This is a genomic window from [Enterobacter] lignolyticus SCF1 (genome assembly GCF_000164865.1).
Lineage (GTDB): Bacteria > Pseudomonadota > Gammaproteobacteria > Enterobacterales > Enterobacteriaceae > Enterobacter_B > Enterobacter_B lignolyticus.
In genome coordinates, this window is the sequence record NC_014618.1 from 741,321 (window position 1) to 759,122 (window position 17,802).

A 17,802-nucleotide genomic window follows, 5' to 3' on the forward strand; every position below is an offset into this window, starting at 1 on the left:
CGTTTTTTTATGGCTGCTCGTCAACAGGCGGAATGGCCGGTGCAGCGGTCGCCTGGCTCTGACGGCTTTCCAGCTCGCTCAGACGCTGCTCGAGCAGCGCCAGCTTTTCACGGGTGCGCAGCAGCACCTGCGTCTGCACGTCAAACTCTTCGCGGCTCACCAGATCAAGACGGGTCAGCTGAGACTGCAGCACCTGACGGATTTTTTTCTCCACATCGTCTCCGAAGTCGCGAAGGCCTTTCGGCATCGACTCGTGGACCTGGCGTGCAATCTGCTCAATTTTCTTCGGGTCAATCATTATCGTTTCTCTGATCTGCTCGTTTTACCGATTATTGTAGTGCCTTATGTACAGGCGATAAACCAGAAATGTTTGAAGTTCGTACCATTACGGCCATTGCCGGAGATAGTCATTAGCGTTATAGTTATCTCGCTTATTCTCAGGGCGGGGCGAAATTCCCCACCGGCGGTAAATCAGCGAACGCTGAAAGCCCGCGAGCGCTTTGGGTTTCGACTCAAAGGTCAGCAGATCCGGTGAAATTCCGGGGCCGACGGTTAAAGTCCGGATGGGAGAGAGTAACGATTCAGTCGGGCAACGGCCCGCTCGCGTTATTTTTTTGCCGCGTTAGCGGCGCTCCTAAGACTGCCCTGATTCTGGTAACCATAATGTTAATGAGGTTTTTTTACCATGAATCAGACGCTACTTTCCTCTTTTGGCACTGCTTTTGAACGTGTAGAACATGCATTAGACGCGCTGCGCGAAGGCCGCGGCGTGATGGTGCTTGACGATGAAAACCGTGAAAACGAAGGCGATATGGTTTTCGCCGCCGAAAATATGACCGTTGAACAAATGGCGCTGACCATTCGTCACGGCAGCGGCATCGTGTGCCTGTGTATCACCGAAGACCGCCGCAAGCAGCTTGAGCTGCCGATGATGGTGGAAAACAACACCAGCGCGTTCGGAACAGGTTTCACTGTAACGATTGAGGCTGCCCACGGTGTGACTACCGGTGTTTCCGCGGCTGACCGTATCACCACGGTACGCGCCGCTATCGCCGATGGCGCGAAGCCGTCAGACCTGCACCGTCCTGGCCACGTTTTCCCGCTGCGCGCGCAGGCGGGCGGTGTGCTGACCCGCGGCGGCCACACGGAAGCGACCATCGATCTGGTGACCCTGGCGGGCTTTAAGCCGGCGGGCGTGCTGTGCGAGCTGACCAACGACGACGGTACTATGGCGCGTGCGCCGGAGTGCATCGCGTTTGCCCGTCAGCACAATATGCCGGTGGTGACGATTGAAGACCTGGTGGCCTACCGCCAAAAGCATGAACGTAAGGCCAGCTGAGTCATGCTGTCAGTCACGAAAGCCGGGGAATCCCGGCTTTTTTGTGGCTAGTGATAGTTAATTTTGACGATCAGGTCTTTGCTGAAGGGTCCCATGGTGAGCGCGGCTCCGGGTTTTTTGGTCAGTTCGGCAATGTAGTCATGGGTCACTGTCGTCGCCCCTTGCCCCGGGATGTAGGTGGTGAATGTCTGATACTGGTTGTATTCGATATCCCCTCCCGCTGTTTGATCGCTTATCCGCATGAGCAGCCCATTGCCCATTTCCAGATGCGTATTGTCATATAGCGTGTCATCAGTATAGAAACTGGTGGCGACGTCAAACTGTTCGGTACAGTTGGCGGTGGCGTCTTTAATGGTCGATACGCTAAACGCCGCTTTGGCGGGCTGGGTTGGGATGGAATTCTCAAAAACCTGCCCGAAGTTAACGATCTGGTTATCCGGGTAAATGCGGATATCGACACTGCAATCGAGAAAATGGACGTTGTCCAGCCCGTCAATGTAGTAGCGCAGGTTTTTGGCGCTCGGGATAAGGTTAGCCCCTCCTGCGCCGTCAAACTGCAGGACGTTGACCTTGCCAAAGCTCCACGTCATATCTGCCGGCGGAAACGTTTTGAGCTTGACGTAGAGGCGAAAGCGGGCATTAAAGGTAATGCTTTTTTGTAGTGTGCTGCCATTACAAACCGGGTTATGGTAAATACCATCATAATAAGGTTCATATTTATCCAGGCAGGCGTGGCTGTCGATACCTTCGCCATTGATCTCATGATCGACGCCAGCATAGGTGACGCCGAAGGTTAAATACGGGTTATTAAGGATGTCGTCGCTGTTGAACGCCGACAGCTTGATCCAGGCAAAAATGTCTTCGGTCTGATTACTCTGGCTCCAGCCTGAAGCGTTATCACAATAAACCGTGACGTTGATATCCGGGCTTTCCCAGATTTTTTGTCCAGGCGTCGCATTGGCCGGAACGGTAAATGTCGGTAGCGTGGCCGTCATGGAAGTGGCGCCGCCTTTGTTGTTTTGATAGCAATCGACAGCAAACGCCGAAGCGTGAAAAAAGACGCACAATACCGCCAGCAGGCGAATGAAATTCAGCATGGTTATCCCTTTTTCTCTGGCGTGCTCTGGCAGGTGGTTTGCACCGAATTGCAGCTGACTTTCATCATTTCAAGACCGCCATAATCGCTGATAAAACCAATCTGGAACTGGGCGGGCAAATTTTTCAGTTTTTCGCTCGCCTTGCTGAACGGGGCAACCATAATGCTTTCGGCGCCCGGCATCAGCGTTTTGCCGTTGGTGCCCAGATAACCGACCGTCATGTGATAAGGGGTAGGGTTGTTGAGCGTGAGCTCTGTGGCGGTTCGCGAGAGGGCGACTTTCTCCAGAGGAAGCAGTTGCCCCTCTTTAAGCACAATGGCTTTAGGGCGCCAGAATAGCTTCATTCGGCTTTGCATCGCGATTTGCATGACATTTTTTTCCTGCGGTTTCGGCGGAATTTCTCGCATGTTGTAATAAAACAGCGTTTCCCGATCCTGCGGGAGCTGTGCCAACGTTGGTTGCCCCATTAAGCGGACCTGGGCCTGCTCGCCGGGCTCGATACGCATCATTGGTGGAAGCGGGGAGATGAAATCACGGGTTTTTTTACCGTTGATATCCTCAATCCACGACTGGGCCAGATAAGGTTCGGTTTTGCTCTGGTTGGTTAAACGGACAGAAACGCTCTTATCGGAAGCGTTAAATACAATGCGCGTTTTGTCGGGAGAGACGGTGGCGTGGGCGATACCGCACACGCCAAACAGACATAAAAGTCCTTTTGTGATCAATGCGTGTTTCATACTATTCATCCTGAATTAATGTACTGTTTTACAAGGTAAAATAATGGCGCTACTGCCAATGTTGCTCTGATTTGGCGGGGTGACTTCGCAAACCTGGTCGCCCCACTTCAGACGTAAGGTGCTGTTTTCCTGAATACCGCTGAGGTAGACAAAACCGTCTTCTGCCACCAGCCCTGTCTCTTTGCCTGAGGCTTTATCTTCTACGCTGACGCCCAGCGGCGGAAAGCGGCCATCTTCCCGGCGAATGACGCCGATAATCTGATATCCGGTTGTGGCGTTCAGTTTGGCGTAACCGATAGCGCCTTGGGTGAGGGTGGTGCGAATCACGGAGTTGTCGACATCCACGCCATCAGGTAGGTTGTTCGCATTCACACGCACTGTGGCGGTGGTGTAATTTGACAATGACGGAATCACGGCGATACCCATCGCGTTAGTGACCGTACGATTGGAATTTACCTCAACGCCGGAAACACCATCCGCATCAACCATCATGCGGGCGTTATCGCCCGGGCTGTAATCATGCAGCGCCATACCATGGCGGGTGGCGGTAAATGAACCATTCCAGCCTGCGGTGATGGAGCGATATTGGCTGGGTTGAACGCTGCCGTTAAGGTTTAAACGACCATAGGGCGAATAGTGCTGGTAGTTGCCGCGCAGAGACGGTTCGCCATTACTGATATCGTCCTGTGTCGCCGATGCGGAGAGGTTCCAGGTGTTATTACGATCCGAGGAATCGTAATAAGAGGCCATATGCGATGTATCGCCGCCGCCTGTCTGTTGCATGCTGTAGGTAATGTTGCGGTTCTGCTGTAAAGGCAGCGACAGGGAGAAGTAATATTGATTCTCTTCGTCATTGTCCCAGCGTGCGCGGCTTATCGCCAGTGAGGCGGAAATTCCCTTGAAATCGCCAATATCAAAATTGTGGCTTAGCGACAGTGAATAGTTGGTCGTGCTGCTGCTATCCCAGTAAGTGTTGCGAGTGATATTGATATAGGCGTTCAGCGCCAGCGCATCGATATACTGGCTGAGAGAAGCGACATAACTTTCTTTTTCGTTGCTCGTGCTGTCATCGCCATTACGTGAGGAGAGATACTCGCTCATGGAGACATATTCCTTATCGGAGAACCGGTAACCGGCGAAGGTGACCTGGCTTCCGGTGGACTCAAAGCGCTTGGCGTAGTTGGCGCGATAGCTGTAGCCACGCTGCGTGTTGCTATTGTCCTGGCGCAGGTTGGCCTGCGCGCTGGTCACATCGAAAGAGAGTGAGCCGAAGGCATTGAGGTTAAAACCCACCCCTGCAGTTGCAGCCTGGTAGTCATCGGCGGTGAACATGCCGCCGCCGTACAGCGATACGTCATTTAACCAGCCCCATGACGCTTCCCCGGTCCAGAAGAACGGGTTATTGACGTCGTTATGCCCCACAGAAGTGGGTTTGCCCGTGGAGGTTTTATAACGTACCTGTCCTTTACGGGTTAAAAACGGAATGGTGGCGGAACCGACCTGGAAGGTGCTCTTTCGGCCATCTTCCTCTTCCACCGTCACATCCAGTTGCCCCTGGAAGGATTGACCTAAATCCGAAATGGTGAACGGCCCTGGTGGAACTGTCGTCTGGTACAGGACGCGACCGCTTTGTGAAACCGTCACTTTGGCGTTGGTTTGCGCTATACCGGTGACTTGCGGCGCGTAACCCTGTAAATCCGGCGGCAGCATGCTGTCATCGCTCTCCAGTGACGCGCCGGTAAAGTGGAAGGTATCGTAAAGATCCGAGCTTAGATCGTATTGCCCCATGGTGAATTTTGATGACAGCGCGGGAATGGGGCGATACAGATAGGTTCGCGCCAGACTGCTGTCGTGGCTGGTGGAATGTCCGTTGGTAAAATACTGGCTGTATTGATAATCCGAACGCAAACGCCAGGCCCCGAGATTGAACCCCAGGGTGCCGTAAGAACTAAGGTTTTGCGTGCTGTCGCCGTCATTCGGGTTGTACTGGCTGGCATAGAGGTTGTAATCCAGAATCAGACCTGCGATACCTTCATCCCAGTATTCCGGCGGCGTCCAGTTTTTTGCCTGGTATTTCATCCATGCCTGCGGGACGGCCAGCGTCACCACCATGGTCGACTTATCCAGGCTACTGGACAGTTCGGGAGTGTGGCTGAGATCGACGCACTCCATGCCCTTAAGGTCAGAAAGCCGGGCGATAAAATCAGGCGCCAGGCCGAAATCAGCGAGCGCCTGCTTTGTCAGACAAAGCTGTGAACCACTCTCGGTGTCAGCTTTGATCCACTCCAGCGTCCAGGCTTTGGGTAGCATATTTTTATTGACGTTGACACGTACCAGATATTTTCCAGGCGAGATGTAGCCCTTTTTTTCAAACTGAGAGATATCGATATTCGAACGATCTTCCGCATCGATCATGTCGGTGTTGAATTCAACCGCATAAACAGGCGAAACAAACAGCGCCGTATAACAGACAGTGCGCAGGACGTTTTTTATTAAAAGGGATAGCTTATTGGGCTGACGATTCTTTCTTTTGTGCATAAAAATCCATTTCTTTTAATAAAAAAGACCCAAGAAGCCGATGAATTCTTCACCGGCTTTGGATAATTTATAAATAATTCAGCGACTGACTGGGGATTATTTATAATCCAGCACGTAGTTCGCCTGAGCTTTAAGGTTACCAGGCGTTGCGTTATTAGTGAGGGACTCCATACGAGCCTGGAAATTCAGTTCCTGATAAGCGTTTGTCGTGGTGAAAGCTACAGTAACCGGAGTACCCAGAGTGACCTTATTGCTACCCGCATCCAGCAGTCGTACGCCAACTCCGCTTGCACCACCGACGTTACCCTCATAGGTGTTTTTCATCAGGTTAGGATCAGTCGCATCAACGCCTGGAGAGGTAAAGGTTACTTTCACTTTATCGATGGTATTGGTGCCATCACTCAGAATACAGTCCTGCAGGTGAATAGTTACAGGCACCGGCAGAGAGTATTGTCCAGCAGTGTTCAGGACGGTATCTGCCACTTCACCCAGCTTAATGGTTTGATCTTCATCGCCCGGTGCGATAGAGCACGGCGCGCTGATCACTTCTCCGGTGAAGGTGATTTTACCAGAACCCTGGTTGTCATCAGCCGATGCGTTAAATGATGCCCCAACCATCAGCGTTGCAGTGACGGCAGCTAATAATGTTTTATTGAACATGAATATAATCCTTTATACATATTTATTTGCTAAATGAAGATCTACCATGTATAAAAATGGCAATCTCCGATATTAATTGCGAAACGAAAGGTATCATCTTGGCTTTTGGTATGCTTGTTAGTTTTTTTTACATGAAGATTAAGTTATATTTTTTATATTGTTGTGATTTATTTATTTTTCACAGTAAAGCAAACGGTAAAGAGGGGTGAGTGAGCGGCGGGAAGCGGTGATAACACCAGGGACAACAGAGTATGACGCAGGCTAACTGATTGAAATTGTCTTTTTATTTCCTTAAAAGCCATTTGATTAATAAATATTAATAAAATAATTTTTGTGTTACGAAAAGTGTCGTGTAATTGGATTTATAAATATTATCTATGTATCAACAGGTATGCGCTGCCAAACGCCCGATCGATATTGCGGCTGCCGGGTGACCGGCAACACGCCTCTGACGTTCAAATTTCCTGATGATCTACATCATTGTTATCAGCGTTTCTCCACAAAGGAAAGCGCGTAATCTACGATCAATAAACCGATACCCGTTGTAAGGAAATCACCATGTCTTCTTCTCGTATGCCCGCCCTGTTTTTAGGCCACGGTAGCCCGATGAACGTTCTGGAAGATAACGTCTATACTCGCGCCTGGCGTCATCTTGGCGATACGCTACCGCGTCCGAAAGCGGTTGTGGTCATCTCTGCGCACTGGTTTACGCGCGGTACCGGGGTGACGGCAATGGAGTCGCCGAAGACGATCCATGATTTCGGTGGTTTCCCGCAGGCCCTGTATGATACGCACTACCCGGCACCAGGGTCCCCTGAGCTGGCGCAGCACCTGGTGGATCTGCTCGCACCGGCGCCGGTCGCGCTGGATAAAGAAGCGTGGGGGTTTGACCACGGCTCCTGGGGGGTGCTTATCAAAATGTACCCGGACGCGGATATTCCGATGGTGCAGCTCAGCATCGACAGTACCAAACCGCCGGTGTGGCATCTGGAGATGGGGCGCAAGCTGGCCCGCCTGCGCGACGAGGGCATTATGGTGATCGCGAGCGGCAACGTGGTGCATAACCTGCGCACCGCGCGCTGGCACGGCGAGAATACCCCGTACCCGTGGGCGACATCGTTTAACGAATTTGTGAAGGCTAACCTGAACTGGCAGGGCGATGCGCAGGCGCATCCGCTGGTGAACTACCTTGAACATGAAGGCGGACAGCTGTCGAACCCGACGCCGGATCACTACCTGCCGCTGCTATATGTGCTGGGGATGTGGGACGGTCAGGAGCCGATTACGCTGCCGGTCGACGGTATTGAAATGGGCAGTTTGAGTATGCTTTCCGTGCAGATTGGCTAACAGATGCCCGGCCGCTGGCCGGGCATCTTCGCTATTCGACACTATTCGACAAAAATGTGCGGATAGAAGCGGGAGAGATCCTGCGTGATCAACGCCCGGTCTTCGCGAATGCCGATCCCGGCGGGAAGATCGTTAATCAACCAACTGCCGATAAGCGTGTAGCTATCGCCGAACTTCGGTAGCGGATAAAACTCCTGTACGATCATCCCTTCCTCGCCGTATGGCCCTTCCACCGCTTCCAGCACCGTACCGTTTTCGACGATCGAGACGTTGGCGCCTTCGCGGGAGAAGATCGGTTTTACCACGTATTTCGCCAGCGGCGGATGATCGTCCTCGGCAAAGTACGCGGGAAGCAGGTTCGGATGGTTCGGGAACATCTCCCACAGCATCGGCAGCAGCGCCTTGTTGGAGATAATGCTCTTCCAGGCCGGTTCCAGCCAGCGCACGCCCGCATCTTCAAGCTTGGTGGAAAACACCTCGCGCAGCATGAATTCCCACGGATAGAGCTTAAACAGGTTGCCGATCACCTGATCCTGCAGATCGGTAAACTGGCCTTTTTCGCCAAGGCCGATGTCCTCGATATAGAGAAATTCGCTGGCGACGCCCGCCTCGCTGGCGCAGTCCTGCAAATACTGCACGGTGCCGCGGTCTTCTACCGTATCGCGACAGCAGGCGAAGTGCAGCAGGTTGAAGCCGAACTGCTCGCGCAGCTGCGCAAACCGCTCGATTATCTTCTCCTGCAGGCTGTTGAACTGATCGCTGCCGGCGGGCAGCTTGCCCGCGTTAAGCTGGTCTTCCAGCCAGATCCACTGAAAGAACGCCGCTTCGTACAGCGAGGTCGGCGTATCGGCGTTGTTTTCCAGCAGCTTCGGCTCGCCGACGCCGTCCCAGGCCAGATCGAGGCGGGAGTAAAGTGACGGCTGGTTGGTTTTCCACGACTGGCGAACAAAACCCCAGGTGTGCTTCGGAATGCGGAATTTGGTCATCAGCGCGTCGCTGTCGATAACCTTCTCCACCACCTTCAGGCACATCTGGTGCAGCTCCGCGGTGACCTCTTCGAGCTTATCGACCTGGGCTAAGGTGAGCCTGTAGTAGGCCTCCTCGCTCCAGTACGGCTCGCCGTACATGGTGTGAAAATTAAAGCCGTATTCGGCGGCTTTTTCACGCCAGTCCGGACGCTCGGCAATACTGATTCGTTCCATGCTTAGCCGCCCATTGAGCGCGTGGTGGTGCCGGAAGCGCTACGCTGCATGGTGGACTGCTTGGCCACGGAGTCGCCAAAGCCGCCGCGGGTAATGGTGCTGGTGGTCGCCGGTTTCGGCGCCATAGCGGTTTTCGGCACCGTCATCGTACGGCCCGGCTGCGCGGCGCCATAGCCTTTACCGCTGGCGTCGGTGTACTGACCATAGGCCGGGCTGGCCGGGTTTTTCGAGCTGAACAGCGGCTGCTGCTGAAAGCCCGCGCCGCCGCCCATCAGGCGACCCATCATGTAACCGGCCATCAGCGGCATCCAGAAGCTGCCGCTGCTTTGCGCCTGCGCCTGGTTTTCCGGCGCGGTGCCTGCCTGGGCTGGCGCCTGCTGGCACTGGCCTTCGCCGAACTCGGCGACGCAGTCTGCGCGGGAGGCGTATTTCGGCGCGGTGCGCTCGGCTTCTTTTAGCGCATTGTTATAGGAGGCGGTACATTCGGCGCTTTTGCCCGGGTTCGCCGCCGAGCAGTCATCGGCATTCTGATACAGCGAGACGGTTTCGTCACTCTTTTCACAACCTGCGAGCATAAAGACGGCGGTGATCGCCAGCGCCACCGGCGTAAGGTGGCGCGCGCCCCAGTTCTTGCGGAACGAAGCGTGATTAATTGATTTTGTCCGTTTCATTAATAATCTTCCTGGACCCAGTGGTAAGCGCCCTAGGATAGAGGATGGGTGGTTGAAAATGAAGCGATGAGGGCGAAAAGGCGGGAGGCTTTACGTTGCCTTACATTTTATGCTGGTACAGAAGAAAAATCGGGCCTGCAAGGTCTGCAGGCCCGACGCATTTTACGCGGCAACCGCCATCAGTCAGTTACGAAACGGATTCGCGCTTTTGCTGCTGGAGGTGCTGGTGGTCGTGGTGCGCACCGACGCCGGTTTGGCTGTCGGCGTCGTGTTGGCGTAGCCATCAGCGCTGGCGTCCTGCTGCGGGTTTTCCGGCGCCACGGCGTCCGCTGACGTCGAAATCGGTTTACCCAGCGCGCCGTTCAGCGCCAGCAGGTCGTTTTCGTTGAGCGTACCCAGCGCGGATTTGATGTTCAGCTGGTTGATGAGGTAGGTGTAACGCGCGCTGGAGAGCTGCTGCTTGGCGTTATACAGCGTGGTGGTCGCGTCCAGCACGTCCACGATGGTACGAGTACCCACCTGATAACCGGCTTCCATCGCGTCTAACGAACTCTGAGCGGAAACAACGGCCTGTTTGTAGGCGTTGATGCTGCTGATGGAGGCGTTGATGTTGTTAAAGGACGAACGCACGGTCTGTACGACGCTGCGGTGCGCGCTTTCCAGCTGCTCGCTGGCGCCGACGAAGTTGTACTGCGCCTGTTTAACCTGCGAGGTCACGGAACCGCCGCTGTACAGCGGCAGGCTGAAGTTCAGGCCAATCTGGTTCTGACCGATGTTGCGGTCAGTGTACTGGCTGCTGGTGGCATTGTTGCCGTTGTATTTGGTGTCGGAGATGCCGGTCGACGCCGTCAGGCCAACGGTCGGCATATGGCCCGTTTCCGCGTAGCGAATCTGCTCACGCGCCAGATCCTGGCTCAGACGCGCCTGCAGCAGCGCCAGGTTGCGGTTTTCCGCTTCCTTCAGCAGGGCGTTCACCGCCTGCGGCTTGTCGGTCTTGAAGTTGGTCACGTTGAGCGACGCCAGCTCCGGATAGTAGTTGCCGGTCACCTGACGCAGCTGCTCTACCGCGTTGTCCAGGTTGTTGCGCGCGGTCACTTCGTTCGCCAGCACGGTGTCGTATTGGGAACGGGCGTTCTGCACGTCGGTGATCGCCACCAGGCCGACGTTAAAGCGCTGGGTGGTCTGATCCAACTGACGGTATACGGCCTGTTTCTGCGCTTCGGTGAAGGAGAGCGAGTCAATGGCGCTCAGCACGTTGAAATAGGCCGTGGCGGTATTGAGGATCAGGGTCTGCTGATCGGTCTGGTAAGAGACGTCCTGAATACCGGCCGTTTTTTCCTGCAACGACAGCGCGCGCCATTTCGACATATCGAAAATGGTCTGCGTCAGCGTTAACGCCGCGCTGGTGGCATTAGAGTTAATCCCGTTGTTATCGCGAAAGCCGTTGGTATAGGTATAATCCGCGCCTAATCCCAACTGAGGCAGTAATGGGCTGCGAGCTTCGTTGATTTTTTCGAATGCAGCATCACGATCGGCCGCGGACTTACGCAGATCCGGGTTACTTATGCGTGCCTGCTGATAAACCTGCATCAGGTTTTCTGCATGGCTTATTGTACTGAGACCCGTCAGGCTCAGGCCGATAAGGATGGGGAGCAATTTCTTCATTTGCATTCCTTGTTGTGAAGCATCTAGCACTGATCTAATTCAAAAAGATACGCCGATTGTATCAGAGTCTACTCATGTAAAAAGTTGGCGTATCGTGCCATCTGGCGTTAAGTTGCACCAATCTACCACAGCGTTAGTAAAACAGTAGCCAAACCGCGCGGAAATCCATAATTTCATCACTATTACCGCTAAAGGAACCCATGATGACTAAGCCCACGCGACAGGTCGTAACCTGGTCGAAAAATGATGTAGAAATTATTGCACGGGAAACGCTATATCGCGGATTTTTTTCGTTAGATCTCTATCGCTTTCGTCATCGGCTGTTCAACGGCGAGATGAGCGGCGAGGTCAGGCGGGAAATTTTTGAGCGCGGTCATGCCGCAGTCTTGCTACCCTTTGACCCAGTGCGCGATGAAGTTGTGCTGGTCGAACAGATCCGTATCGCCGCTTACGACACCAGCGAGAGCCCCTGGCTGATGGAGATGGTCGCCGGGATGATCGAGGAAGGGGAAAGCGTCGAAGACGTCGCGCGCCGGGAGGCGGTGGAAGAGGCCGGGCTGCAGGTGGGGCGTATGCGCCATGTGTTGAGCTATCTGGCGAGCCCGGGGGGCACCAGCGAGCGCCTGACCATTAAGGTCGGCGAAGTGGACGCCACGACCGCCAGCGGAATTCACGGTCTGGCTGATGAAAACGAAGATATTCGCGTTCATGTGGTAAGTCGGGAGCAGGCTTATCAGTGGGTTGAAGAGGGGAAAATCGATAATGCGGCTTCTGTCATCGCCCTGCAATGGCTGCAGCTGCATTATCAGGACTTACGAAACGAGTGGACAAAATGAAGCGTTATACACCTGACTTCCCTGAAATGATGCGCCTGTGCGAGACCAATTTCGCGCAATTGCGCCGCCTGCTGCCTCAAACTGACGCACCCGGCGAAACGGTAAGCTATCAGGTGGGAAATGCGCAGTATCGGTTAACGATAAGCGAGTCGACCCGCTACACTACGCTCGTCGAGATTGAGCAGACGGCGCCGACGATTAGCTACTGGAGCCTGCCGTCAATGACGGTGCGCCTCTATCATGATGCGATGGTCGCTGAAGTGTGTTCGAGTCAGCAGATCTTTCGCTTCAAAGCGCGATATGATTATCCTAATAAAAAGTTGCATCAACGCGACGAAAAGCATCAAATTAACCAGTTTCTTGCGGACTGGTTACGTTACTGTCTGGCACATGGAGCGATGGCGATTCCGGTTTGTTAGCGTCGAGAAACCTACCTAAGGACACCATTTGGAAAGCCTGTTAAACCTTCCTCTGGCTGGTGGGGCCAGGGTGAGGATATTACAAATTACTGATACTCACCTGTTTGCTGAAAAACATGAGACGCTGTTAGGGGTGAACACCTGGGATAGCTATCAGGCCGTACTGGCCGCTATTCACGCCTCACAGCGCGAAAGTGACCTGATCGTAGCGACAGGGGATTTAGCACAGGATCACTCGTCTGCGGCCTATCAGCTGTTTGCTGAAGGCATCGCCGGGTTTGCTGCGCCTTGCGTCTGGCTGCCGGGCAATCACGATTTCCAGCCTGCGATGTACAGCGCGCTGCAGGATGCGGGCATTTCGCCGGCAAAACGCGTTCTGTTGGGCGAAAACTGGCAAATTTTGCTGCTGGACAGCCAGGTCTTCGGCGTTCCGCACGGCGAATTAAGCGATTTTCAGCTCGACTGGCTGGAGCAGAGGCTTTCTGAATCCACCGAACGTCATACGCTGCTGCTGTTGCACCACCACCCGCTCCCGGCGGGATGCAGCTGGCTCGATCAGCACAGCCTGCGTAACGCCGGCGCGCTGGATCAGGTGCTCTCCCGCTATCCGCAGGTGAAAAATATGCTGTGCGGCCATATCCATCAGGAGATGGATATCGACTGGAACGGACGCCGGATGATGGCGACGCCGTCGACCTGCGTGCAGTTTAAACCGCACAGCGCGAATTTTACCCTTGATACCATTGCCCCCGGCTGGCGCTGGCTGGAGCTACACGCTGACGGCACGCTGACCACCGAGGTCTGCCGTCTGACGGGGGCGCAGTTCCGCCCGGATACGGCTTCAGAAGGTTACTGATGTCTACGCTTCTCTATCTGCACGGTTTTAACAGCTCGCCGCGCTCGGCAAAAGCGACGGCGCTGAAGTCGTGGCTGGCGGTCAATCACCCTGAGATCGACATGGTGGTGCCGCAGCTTCCCGCCTACCCGGGCGAAGCGGCCGAGCTGCTGGAAAAACTGGTGCTGGAACACGGCGGCGAAACGCTGGGCGTCGTTGGGTCGTCGCTTGGCGGTTACTACGCCACCTGGCTTTCGCAATGCTTTATGCTGCCGGCGGTGGTGGTTAACCCGGCGGTACGCCCGTTTGAGCTGCTCACCGCGTTCCTTGGGCACAACGAGAATCCCTACACCGGGGAACAATATGTGCTAGAGTCACGCCATATTTACGATCTCAAAGTGATGCAAATTGACCCGCTCGAAGCCCCGGATCTCATCTGGCTGCTGCAGCAAACGGGTGATGAAGTGCTTGATTACCGCCAGGCTGTGGCGTATTACGCCTCCTGCCGCCAGACGGTTGAGGAGGGCGGTAATCACGCATTTATCGGCTTTGACGATCATTTCACACAGATTATCGATTTTCTGGGGCTGCACTGATCGGCCCTTACTACCTGTGAACAAACCATGACGCAATCTTCTTACAACGCTGATGCCATTGAGGTACTCACCGGGCTTGAGCCGGTTCGCCGCCGCCCGGGGATGTACACCGACACCACTCGTCCTAACCATCTGGGTCAGGAAGTTATTGATAACAGTGTGGATGAGGCACTGGCGGGCCACGCAAAGCGCGTGGAAGTGATTTTACATGCTGACCAGTCGCTGGAGGTTATCGACGACGGTCGCGGTATGCCGGTCGACATTCACCCTGAAGAGGGCGTGCCAGCCGTTGAGCTGATTCTCTGTCGTCTCCATGCGGGCGGTAAGTTCTCGAACAAAAACTACCAGTTCTCCGGCGGCCTGCACGGCGTGGGGATCTCGGTGGTTAACGCCCTGTCTAAGCGCGTAGAAGTGAACGTACGCCGCGACGGGCAGATCTACAGCATCGCCTTTGAAAACGGCGAAAAAGTGGAAGAGCTGCACGTCACCGGTACGGTGGGTAAACGTAATACCGGCACCAGCGTGCACTTCTGGCCGGACGAAAGCTTCTTCGACAGCCCGCGTTTTTCCGTTTCCCGCCTGACGCATCTGCTGAAAGCGAAAGCGGTGCTGTGCCCGGGCGTAGAGATCGTCTTCAAAGACCGGGTAAACGACAGCGAGCAGACCTGGTGCTACGCCGACGGTCTGAACGACTACCTGTGCGAAGCGGTCAACGGTCTGCCGCTGCTGCCGGAAAAACCGTTTGTCGGCAGCTTTGCGGGCGACACCGAAGCGGTCGACTGGGCGCTGCTGTGGCTGCCGGAAGGCGGCGAGCTGCTGACCGAAAGCTACGTTAACCTGATCCCGACCATGCAGGGCGGTACGCACGTCAACGGCCTGCGCCAGGGCCTGCTCGACGCCATGCGCGAGTTCTGCGAATACCGCAATATCCTGCCGCGCGGCGTGAAGCTGTCGGCGGAAGATATCTGGGATCGCTGCGCCTATGTGCTGTCGGTGAAGATGCAGGACCCGCAGTTTGCCGGGCAAACCAAAGAGCGTCTGTCGTCGCGCCAGTGCGCGGCGTTCGTCTCCGGCGTGGTGAAAGATGCCTTCAGCCTGTGGCTTAACCAGAACGTGCAGGCCGCCGAGCTGCTGGCCGAAATGGCGATTTCCAGCGCCCAGCGCCGTCTGCGCGCGGCGAAAAAAGTGGTGCGTAAAAAGCTGACCAGCGGCCCGGCGCTGCCGGGGAAACTGGCCGACTGCACCGCGCAGGATCTCAACCGTACCGAGCTGTTCCTGGTGGAAGGGGACTCGGCGGGCGGCTCCGCCAAGCAGGCGCGCGATCGTGAATACCAGGCGATCATGCCGCTTAAGGGCAAGATCCTTAACACCTGGGAGGTCTCTTCTGACGAAGTGCTGGCCTCGCAGGAGGTTCACGACATTTCGGTGGCGATCGGTATCGATCCTGACAGCGACGACTTAAGCCAGCTGCGCTACGGCAAGATCTGTATTCTGGCCGATGCGGACTCCGACGGCCTGCATATCGCCACGCTGCTGTGCGCGCTGTTTGTGAAGCATTTCCGCGCGGTGGTGAAAGAAGGGCACGTTTATGTCGCCATGCCGCCGCTCTACCGTATCGATCTCGGCAAAGAGGTCTATTACGCGCTGGACGAAGAAGAGAAAGCGGGCGTGCTGGAGCAGCTTAAGCGCAAGAAAGGCAAACCGAACGTGCAGCGCTTTAAAGGTCTCGGCGAAATGAACCCGATGCAGCTGCGCGAAACAACGCTTGATCCAAACACTCGCCGCCTGGTTCAGCTGACGATCAGCGATGAAGATGAGCAGCAAACCGACGCGGTGATGGATATGCTGCTGGCCAAAAAGCGCTCAGAAGACCGCCGTAACTGGCTGCAGGAAAAAGGCGATATGGCGGATCTGGAAGCCTGATCCTGTATTGACTGTACACGTCGCAGCCCATGCCGGGCTGCATGAAGAGGAATGTGTATATCCATTCTATCAATAAGCGGGGAATATGTTATTTCCCCGCTTTTTTATTTCATGCAGGAGTGAAAGAAAAAAAGAGCATCCTCGTCGCGTTTATTCATTTCATTTTTCTTGTTTCATAAATTTCAAAACTGAAACGCTTTTTTGTTTTTATGTTTTATCTCACAGAACGCCCTCTGCATTTCCTTCATATTGAACCCCGGCAAGCACTTTTTTGTTTACGACACGGCATGGGGAAATGACCTCTGTGTATTCCATGTCGCCATAATAATACCTGGAAACGGAGTGGTTTTATGCTGAAGAACAAACTCGTATTTAGCCTGATATCGCTGTCTTTATTAATGGGGAGCGCCACTGCGATGGCGAAAACCGTTTTTATTGCCTCCGATGTACATCCGGCAGATTACCCTACAACTGCTGCGGTTATTCATATGGGGGAAAAACTCAGTCAGCAAACCGATGGGCGTTTATCTATTAAAATGTATCCGAATGGACAAATGGGGGATGAGGGAGCCACGCTTGAAAAAACGCGCGCTGGCGCTATTGATGTACTCCGCGTTTCTATGGCGCCTGTCGGCGGTATTTTGCCGGAAGTCAGCGTCTTTAATATGCCGTTTGTGTTCCGTGATGCAGAACACCAGCACCATGTCCTGGATGGTAAGATTGGCGACGGGCTGGCGCAGAAAATTACCGATAGCAACCTTGGGTTGGTATTCCTGGGCTGGATGGATGCGGGTTCCCGTAGCCTGATTACCAGGAAGCCCGTCACCAGCCTTGCCGACCTTTCTGGTGTGAAGATCCGTCTGCAGAATAACCCTATCGGCCTGGATTCCTTTAAAGCTATGGGCGCTAATCCAGTCGTGTTGCCGGTAGGCGATGTTTTTGCCAGCCTGCAAACCGGCGTTATTGACGCGGCGGAAAATAATGAGCCAACGTTTGATACTGAAAACTACGCGGTAGCTGGCACAAAATATTTCGATATGACGGAGCACTTTATGATTCCTGAAGTGCTCGCATTCTCTAAAAAGAAATGGAACAAGCTGTCTGCTGACGATCAGGCTTTAATAATGAAGCTGGCCAAAGAGGCTCAGGCCGAAGAACGTGTATTGTGGACGCAATACGTCGATAAATCGGTAAGTAAGCTGCAATCGCAGGGCGTGAAATTTATCAAAGTAGATAAACAACCGTTTGTCGAGGCGACGGCGCCAGTTCGTGAAAAATACGGTAAGCAGTTTGGTTCATTAATGCAGGAAATTCAGGACACGCAATAACGCATCCCCCTGGCAGATGAGTAAAGCGCTTATCTGCCGTCCTCAGGAGACGATGATGAAGAATAACTATATCCGGGCTATGGATGTGGTGTACCGGATTTGTATCTGGCTATCAGGGATGAGTTTGTTATTTATGACCTTTATATATCTGGTCGGTATTTACGCCCGCTTTCGTCCAGATTTTCCTGGATGGCTTGGCTTTTTACCTCATGCCTCTACCAGCTGGCCGGAACCGTTATCGCAAATATGCATGATCACCTTCTCGTTCGTTGGTGCCGCTGCGGCCTATCGGGCCGGGGGGCATATCGCGATTACCATGCTGGTCGATAATATCTCTCCAGCCGCCAGAAAAGGCGTTCAGTTCTTTGTGGATATGGCCATGCTGGCCACCTGCTTATTTATTATTCATTGGGGGGTCATAGGATGTATGGACGCATGGGATGATATCGTGCCCTCGCTGCCTTTCCTCAGCTCCGGGATCACCCATTTACCCGTGCCGTTGGGGTCTTTTTTCACGCTGCTGTTTGTGGTTGAAAAACTCGTCTGTGGTTCACAGTCCCATCGTGAGCTGGTGCAGTTTGGTTCCGCAAAAGCGGGTCACTGAGGACA

Annotated in this window: 17 protein-coding genes and 1 riboswitch; of the genes, 9 read left to right on the plus strand and 8 right to left on the minus strand. The window is 54.2% G+C overall.

Going from position 1 to position 17,802, the window contains the following annotated elements; translation table 11 throughout:
- Nucleotides 1–7: 7 nt before the first annotated feature.
- A complete protein-coding gene (gene ubiK, locus ENTCL_RS03550) occupies nt 8–298 on the minus strand; it encodes a ubiquinone biosynthesis accessory factor UbiK (RefSeq protein WP_013364735.1) in 291 nt (96 codons plus the stop codon).
- Between the two features lie 131 nt (nt 299–429).
- A riboswitch (FMN riboswitch) is annotated at nt 430–579 on the plus strand.
- 106 nt (nt 580–685) lie between these two features.
- On the opposite strand from ubiK, the gene ribB reads away from it, so the two are divergent.
- The gene (gene ribB / locus ENTCL_RS03555) at nt 686–1,339 is read left to right on the plus strand and encodes a 3,4-dihydroxy-2-butanone-4-phosphate synthase (protein ID WP_013364736.1); all 654 of its coding nucleotides are present in this window, start codon (nt 686–688) and stop codon (nt 1,337–1,339) included.
- Between the two features lie 47 nt (nt 1,340–1,386).
- Here ribB and ENTCL_RS03560 read toward each other — a convergent pair whose 3' ends face one another.
- From ENTCL_RS03560 to ENTCL_RS03575, 4 genes are all read right to left on the minus strand, one after another.
- The gene (locus ENTCL_RS03560; protein WP_013364737.1) at nt 1,387–2,436 is read right to left on the minus strand and encodes a pilus protein; all 1,050 of its coding nucleotides are present in this window, start codon (nt 2,434–2,436) and stop codon (nt 1,387–1,389) included.
- Between the two features lie 2 nt (nt 2,437–2,438).
- A complete protein-coding gene (locus ENTCL_RS03565; protein ID WP_013364738.1) occupies nt 2,439–3,173 on the minus strand; it encodes a fimbrial biogenesis chaperone in 735 nt (244 codons plus the stop codon).
- Between the two features lie 15 nt (nt 3,174–3,188).
- Complete coding sequence (locus ENTCL_RS03570) at nt 3,189–5,711, minus strand: fimbria/pilus outer membrane usher protein (RefSeq protein ID WP_013364739.1); 2,523 nt, start codon at nt 5,709–5,711, stop codon at nt 3,189–3,191.
- Between the two features lie 96 nt (nt 5,712–5,807).
- Complete coding sequence (locus ENTCL_RS03575) at nt 5,808–6,371, minus strand: fimbrial-like protein (protein WP_013364740.1); 564 nt, start codon at nt 6,369–6,371, stop codon at nt 5,808–5,810.
- 558 nt (nt 6,372–6,929) lie between these two features.
- Here ENTCL_RS03575 and ygiD point away from each other — a divergent pair.
- Nucleotides 6,930–7,718 (plus strand): 4,5-DOPA-extradiol-dioxygenase, encoded by a 789-nt coding sequence (ygiD, locus tag ENTCL_RS03580; RefSeq protein ID WP_013364741.1) that lies wholly within the window; start codon nt 6,930–6,932, stop codon nt 7,716–7,718.
- A 41-nt stretch (nt 7,719–7,759) separates the two neighbouring features.
- Here the strand turns inward: ygiD and ENTCL_RS03585 are convergent, their stop codons facing one another.
- The 3 genes from ENTCL_RS03585 to tolC all read right to left on the minus strand — a co-directional run bounded on the left by ENTCL_RS03585 (nt 7,760) and on the right by tolC (nt 11,256).
- On the minus strand, nt 7,760–8,920 hold the full coding sequence (locus ENTCL_RS03585) for a glutathionylspermidine synthase family protein (RefSeq protein WP_013364742.1): 1,161 nt from the start codon (nt 8,918–8,920) through the stop codon (nt 7,760–7,762).
- 2 nt (nt 8,921–8,922) lie between these two features.
- Nucleotides 8,923–9,591 (minus strand): DUF1190 family protein, encoded by a 669-nt coding sequence (locus ENTCL_RS03590; RefSeq protein WP_013364743.1) that lies wholly within the window; start codon nt 9,589–9,591, stop codon nt 8,923–8,925.
- Nucleotides 9,592–9,774: 183 nt separating this feature from the next.
- A complete protein-coding gene (gene tolC / locus ENTCL_RS03595; protein WP_013364744.1) occupies nt 9,775–11,256 on the minus strand; it encodes an outer membrane channel protein TolC in 1,482 nt (493 codons plus the stop codon).
- Between the two features lie 203 nt (nt 11,257–11,459).
- On the opposite strand from tolC, the gene nudF reads away from it, so the two are divergent.
- From nudF to ENTCL_RS03630, 7 genes are all read left to right on the plus strand, one after another.
- A complete protein-coding gene (gene nudF, locus ENTCL_RS03600; protein ID WP_013364745.1) occupies nt 11,460–12,092 on the plus strand; it encodes an ADP-ribose diphosphatase in 633 nt (210 codons plus the stop codon).
- The gene (locus tag ENTCL_RS03605; protein ID WP_013364746.1) at nt 12,089–12,511 is read left to right on the plus strand and encodes a DUF1249 family protein; all 423 of its coding nucleotides are present in this window, start codon (nt 12,089–12,091) and stop codon (nt 12,509–12,511) included. Before nudF ends, ENTCL_RS03605 begins: the two co-directional genes overlap by 4 nt.
- Before the next feature lie 28 nt (nt 12,512–12,539).
- On the plus strand, nt 12,540–13,367 hold the full coding sequence (gene cpdA / locus ENTCL_RS03610) for a 3',5'-cyclic-AMP phosphodiesterase (RefSeq protein WP_013364747.1): 828 nt from the start codon (nt 12,540–12,542) through the stop codon (nt 13,365–13,367).
- Complete coding sequence (yqiA, locus tag ENTCL_RS03615; protein WP_013364748.1) at nt 13,367–13,942, plus strand: esterase YqiA; 576 nt, start codon at nt 13,367–13,369, stop codon at nt 13,940–13,942. The genes cpdA and yqiA overlap by 1 nt, the downstream gene beginning before the upstream one ends.
- 27 nt (nt 13,943–13,969) lie before the next feature.
- Nucleotides 13,970–15,865, plus strand: coding sequence for a DNA topoisomerase IV subunit B (gene parE, locus ENTCL_RS03620; RefSeq protein ID WP_013364749.1), 1,896 nt, complete (start codon nt 13,970–13,972; stop codon nt 15,863–15,865).
- Between the two features lie 350 nt (nt 15,866–16,215).
- Nucleotides 16,216–17,193 (plus strand): TRAP transporter substrate-binding protein, encoded by a 978-nt coding sequence (locus ENTCL_RS03625; protein ID WP_013364750.1) that lies wholly within the window; start codon nt 16,216–16,218, stop codon nt 17,191–17,193.
- Between the two features lie 55 nt (nt 17,194–17,248).
- Nucleotides 17,249–17,797, plus strand: a complete 549-nt coding sequence (locus ENTCL_RS03630; RefSeq protein ID WP_013364751.1) for a TRAP transporter small permease — start codon at nt 17,249–17,251, stop codon at nt 17,795–17,797.
- Nucleotides 17,798–17,802: the final 5 nt, after the last annotated feature.

What these genes read in the sequence shown, in the direction of transcription:
- nudF (WP_013364745.1), top strand. Translation starts at nt 11,460, where the DNA reads ATGACTAAGCCCACGCGACAGGTCGTAACCTGGTCGAAAAATGATGTA.
- ubiK (WP_013364735.1), bottom strand. Translation starts at nt 298, where the DNA reads ATGATTGACCCGAAGAAAATTGAGCAGATTGCACGCCAGGTCCACGAG.
- ENTCL_RS03565 (WP_013364738.1), bottom strand. Translation starts at nt 3,173, where the DNA reads ATGAAACACGCATTGATCACAAAAGGACTTTTATGTCTGTTTGGCGTG.
- ENTCL_RS03560 (WP_013364737.1), bottom strand. Translation starts at nt 2,436, where the DNA reads ATGCTGAATTTCATTCGCCTGCTGGCGGTATTGTGCGTCTTTTTTCAC.
- tolC (WP_013364744.1), bottom strand. Translation starts at nt 11,256, where the DNA reads ATGAAGAAATTGCTCCCCATCCTTATCGGCCTGAGCCTGACGGGTCTC.
- parE (WP_013364749.1), top strand. Translation starts at nt 13,970, where the DNA reads ATGACGCAATCTTCTTACAACGCTGATGCCATTGAGGTACTCACCGGG.
- yqiA (WP_013364748.1), top strand. Translation starts at nt 13,367, where the DNA reads ATGTCTACGCTTCTCTATCTGCACGGTTTTAACAGCTCGCCGCGCTCG.
- ribB (WP_013364736.1), top strand. Translation starts at nt 686, where the DNA reads ATGAATCAGACGCTACTTTCCTCTTTTGGCACTGCTTTTGAACGTGTA.
- ENTCL_RS03605 (WP_013364746.1), top strand. Translation starts at nt 12,089, where the DNA reads ATGAAGCGTTATACACCTGACTTCCCTGAAATGATGCGCCTGTGCGAG.
- ENTCL_RS03575 (WP_013364740.1), bottom strand. Translation starts at nt 6,371, where the DNA reads ATGTTCAATAAAACATTATTAGCTGCCGTCACTGCAACGCTGATGGTT.
- ENTCL_RS03625 (WP_013364750.1), top strand. Translation starts at nt 16,216, where the DNA reads ATGCTGAAGAACAAACTCGTATTTAGCCTGATATCGCTGTCTTTATTA.
- ENTCL_RS03630 (WP_013364751.1), top strand. Translation starts at nt 17,249, where the DNA reads ATGAAGAATAACTATATCCGGGCTATGGATGTGGTGTACCGGATTTGT.
- ENTCL_RS03570 (WP_013364739.1), bottom strand. Translation starts at nt 5,711, where the DNA reads ATGCACAAAAGAAAGAATCGTCAGCCCAATAAGCTATCCCTTTTAATA.
- ENTCL_RS03590 (WP_013364743.1), bottom strand. Translation starts at nt 9,591, where the DNA reads ATGAAACGGACAAAATCAATTAATCACGCTTCGTTCCGCAAGAACTGG.
- ygiD (WP_013364741.1), top strand. Translation starts at nt 6,930, where the DNA reads ATGTCTTCTTCTCGTATGCCCGCCCTGTTTTTAGGCCACGGTAGCCCG.
- ENTCL_RS03585 (WP_013364742.1), bottom strand. Translation starts at nt 8,920, where the DNA reads ATGGAACGAATCAGTATTGCCGAGCGTCCGGACTGGCGTGAAAAAGCC.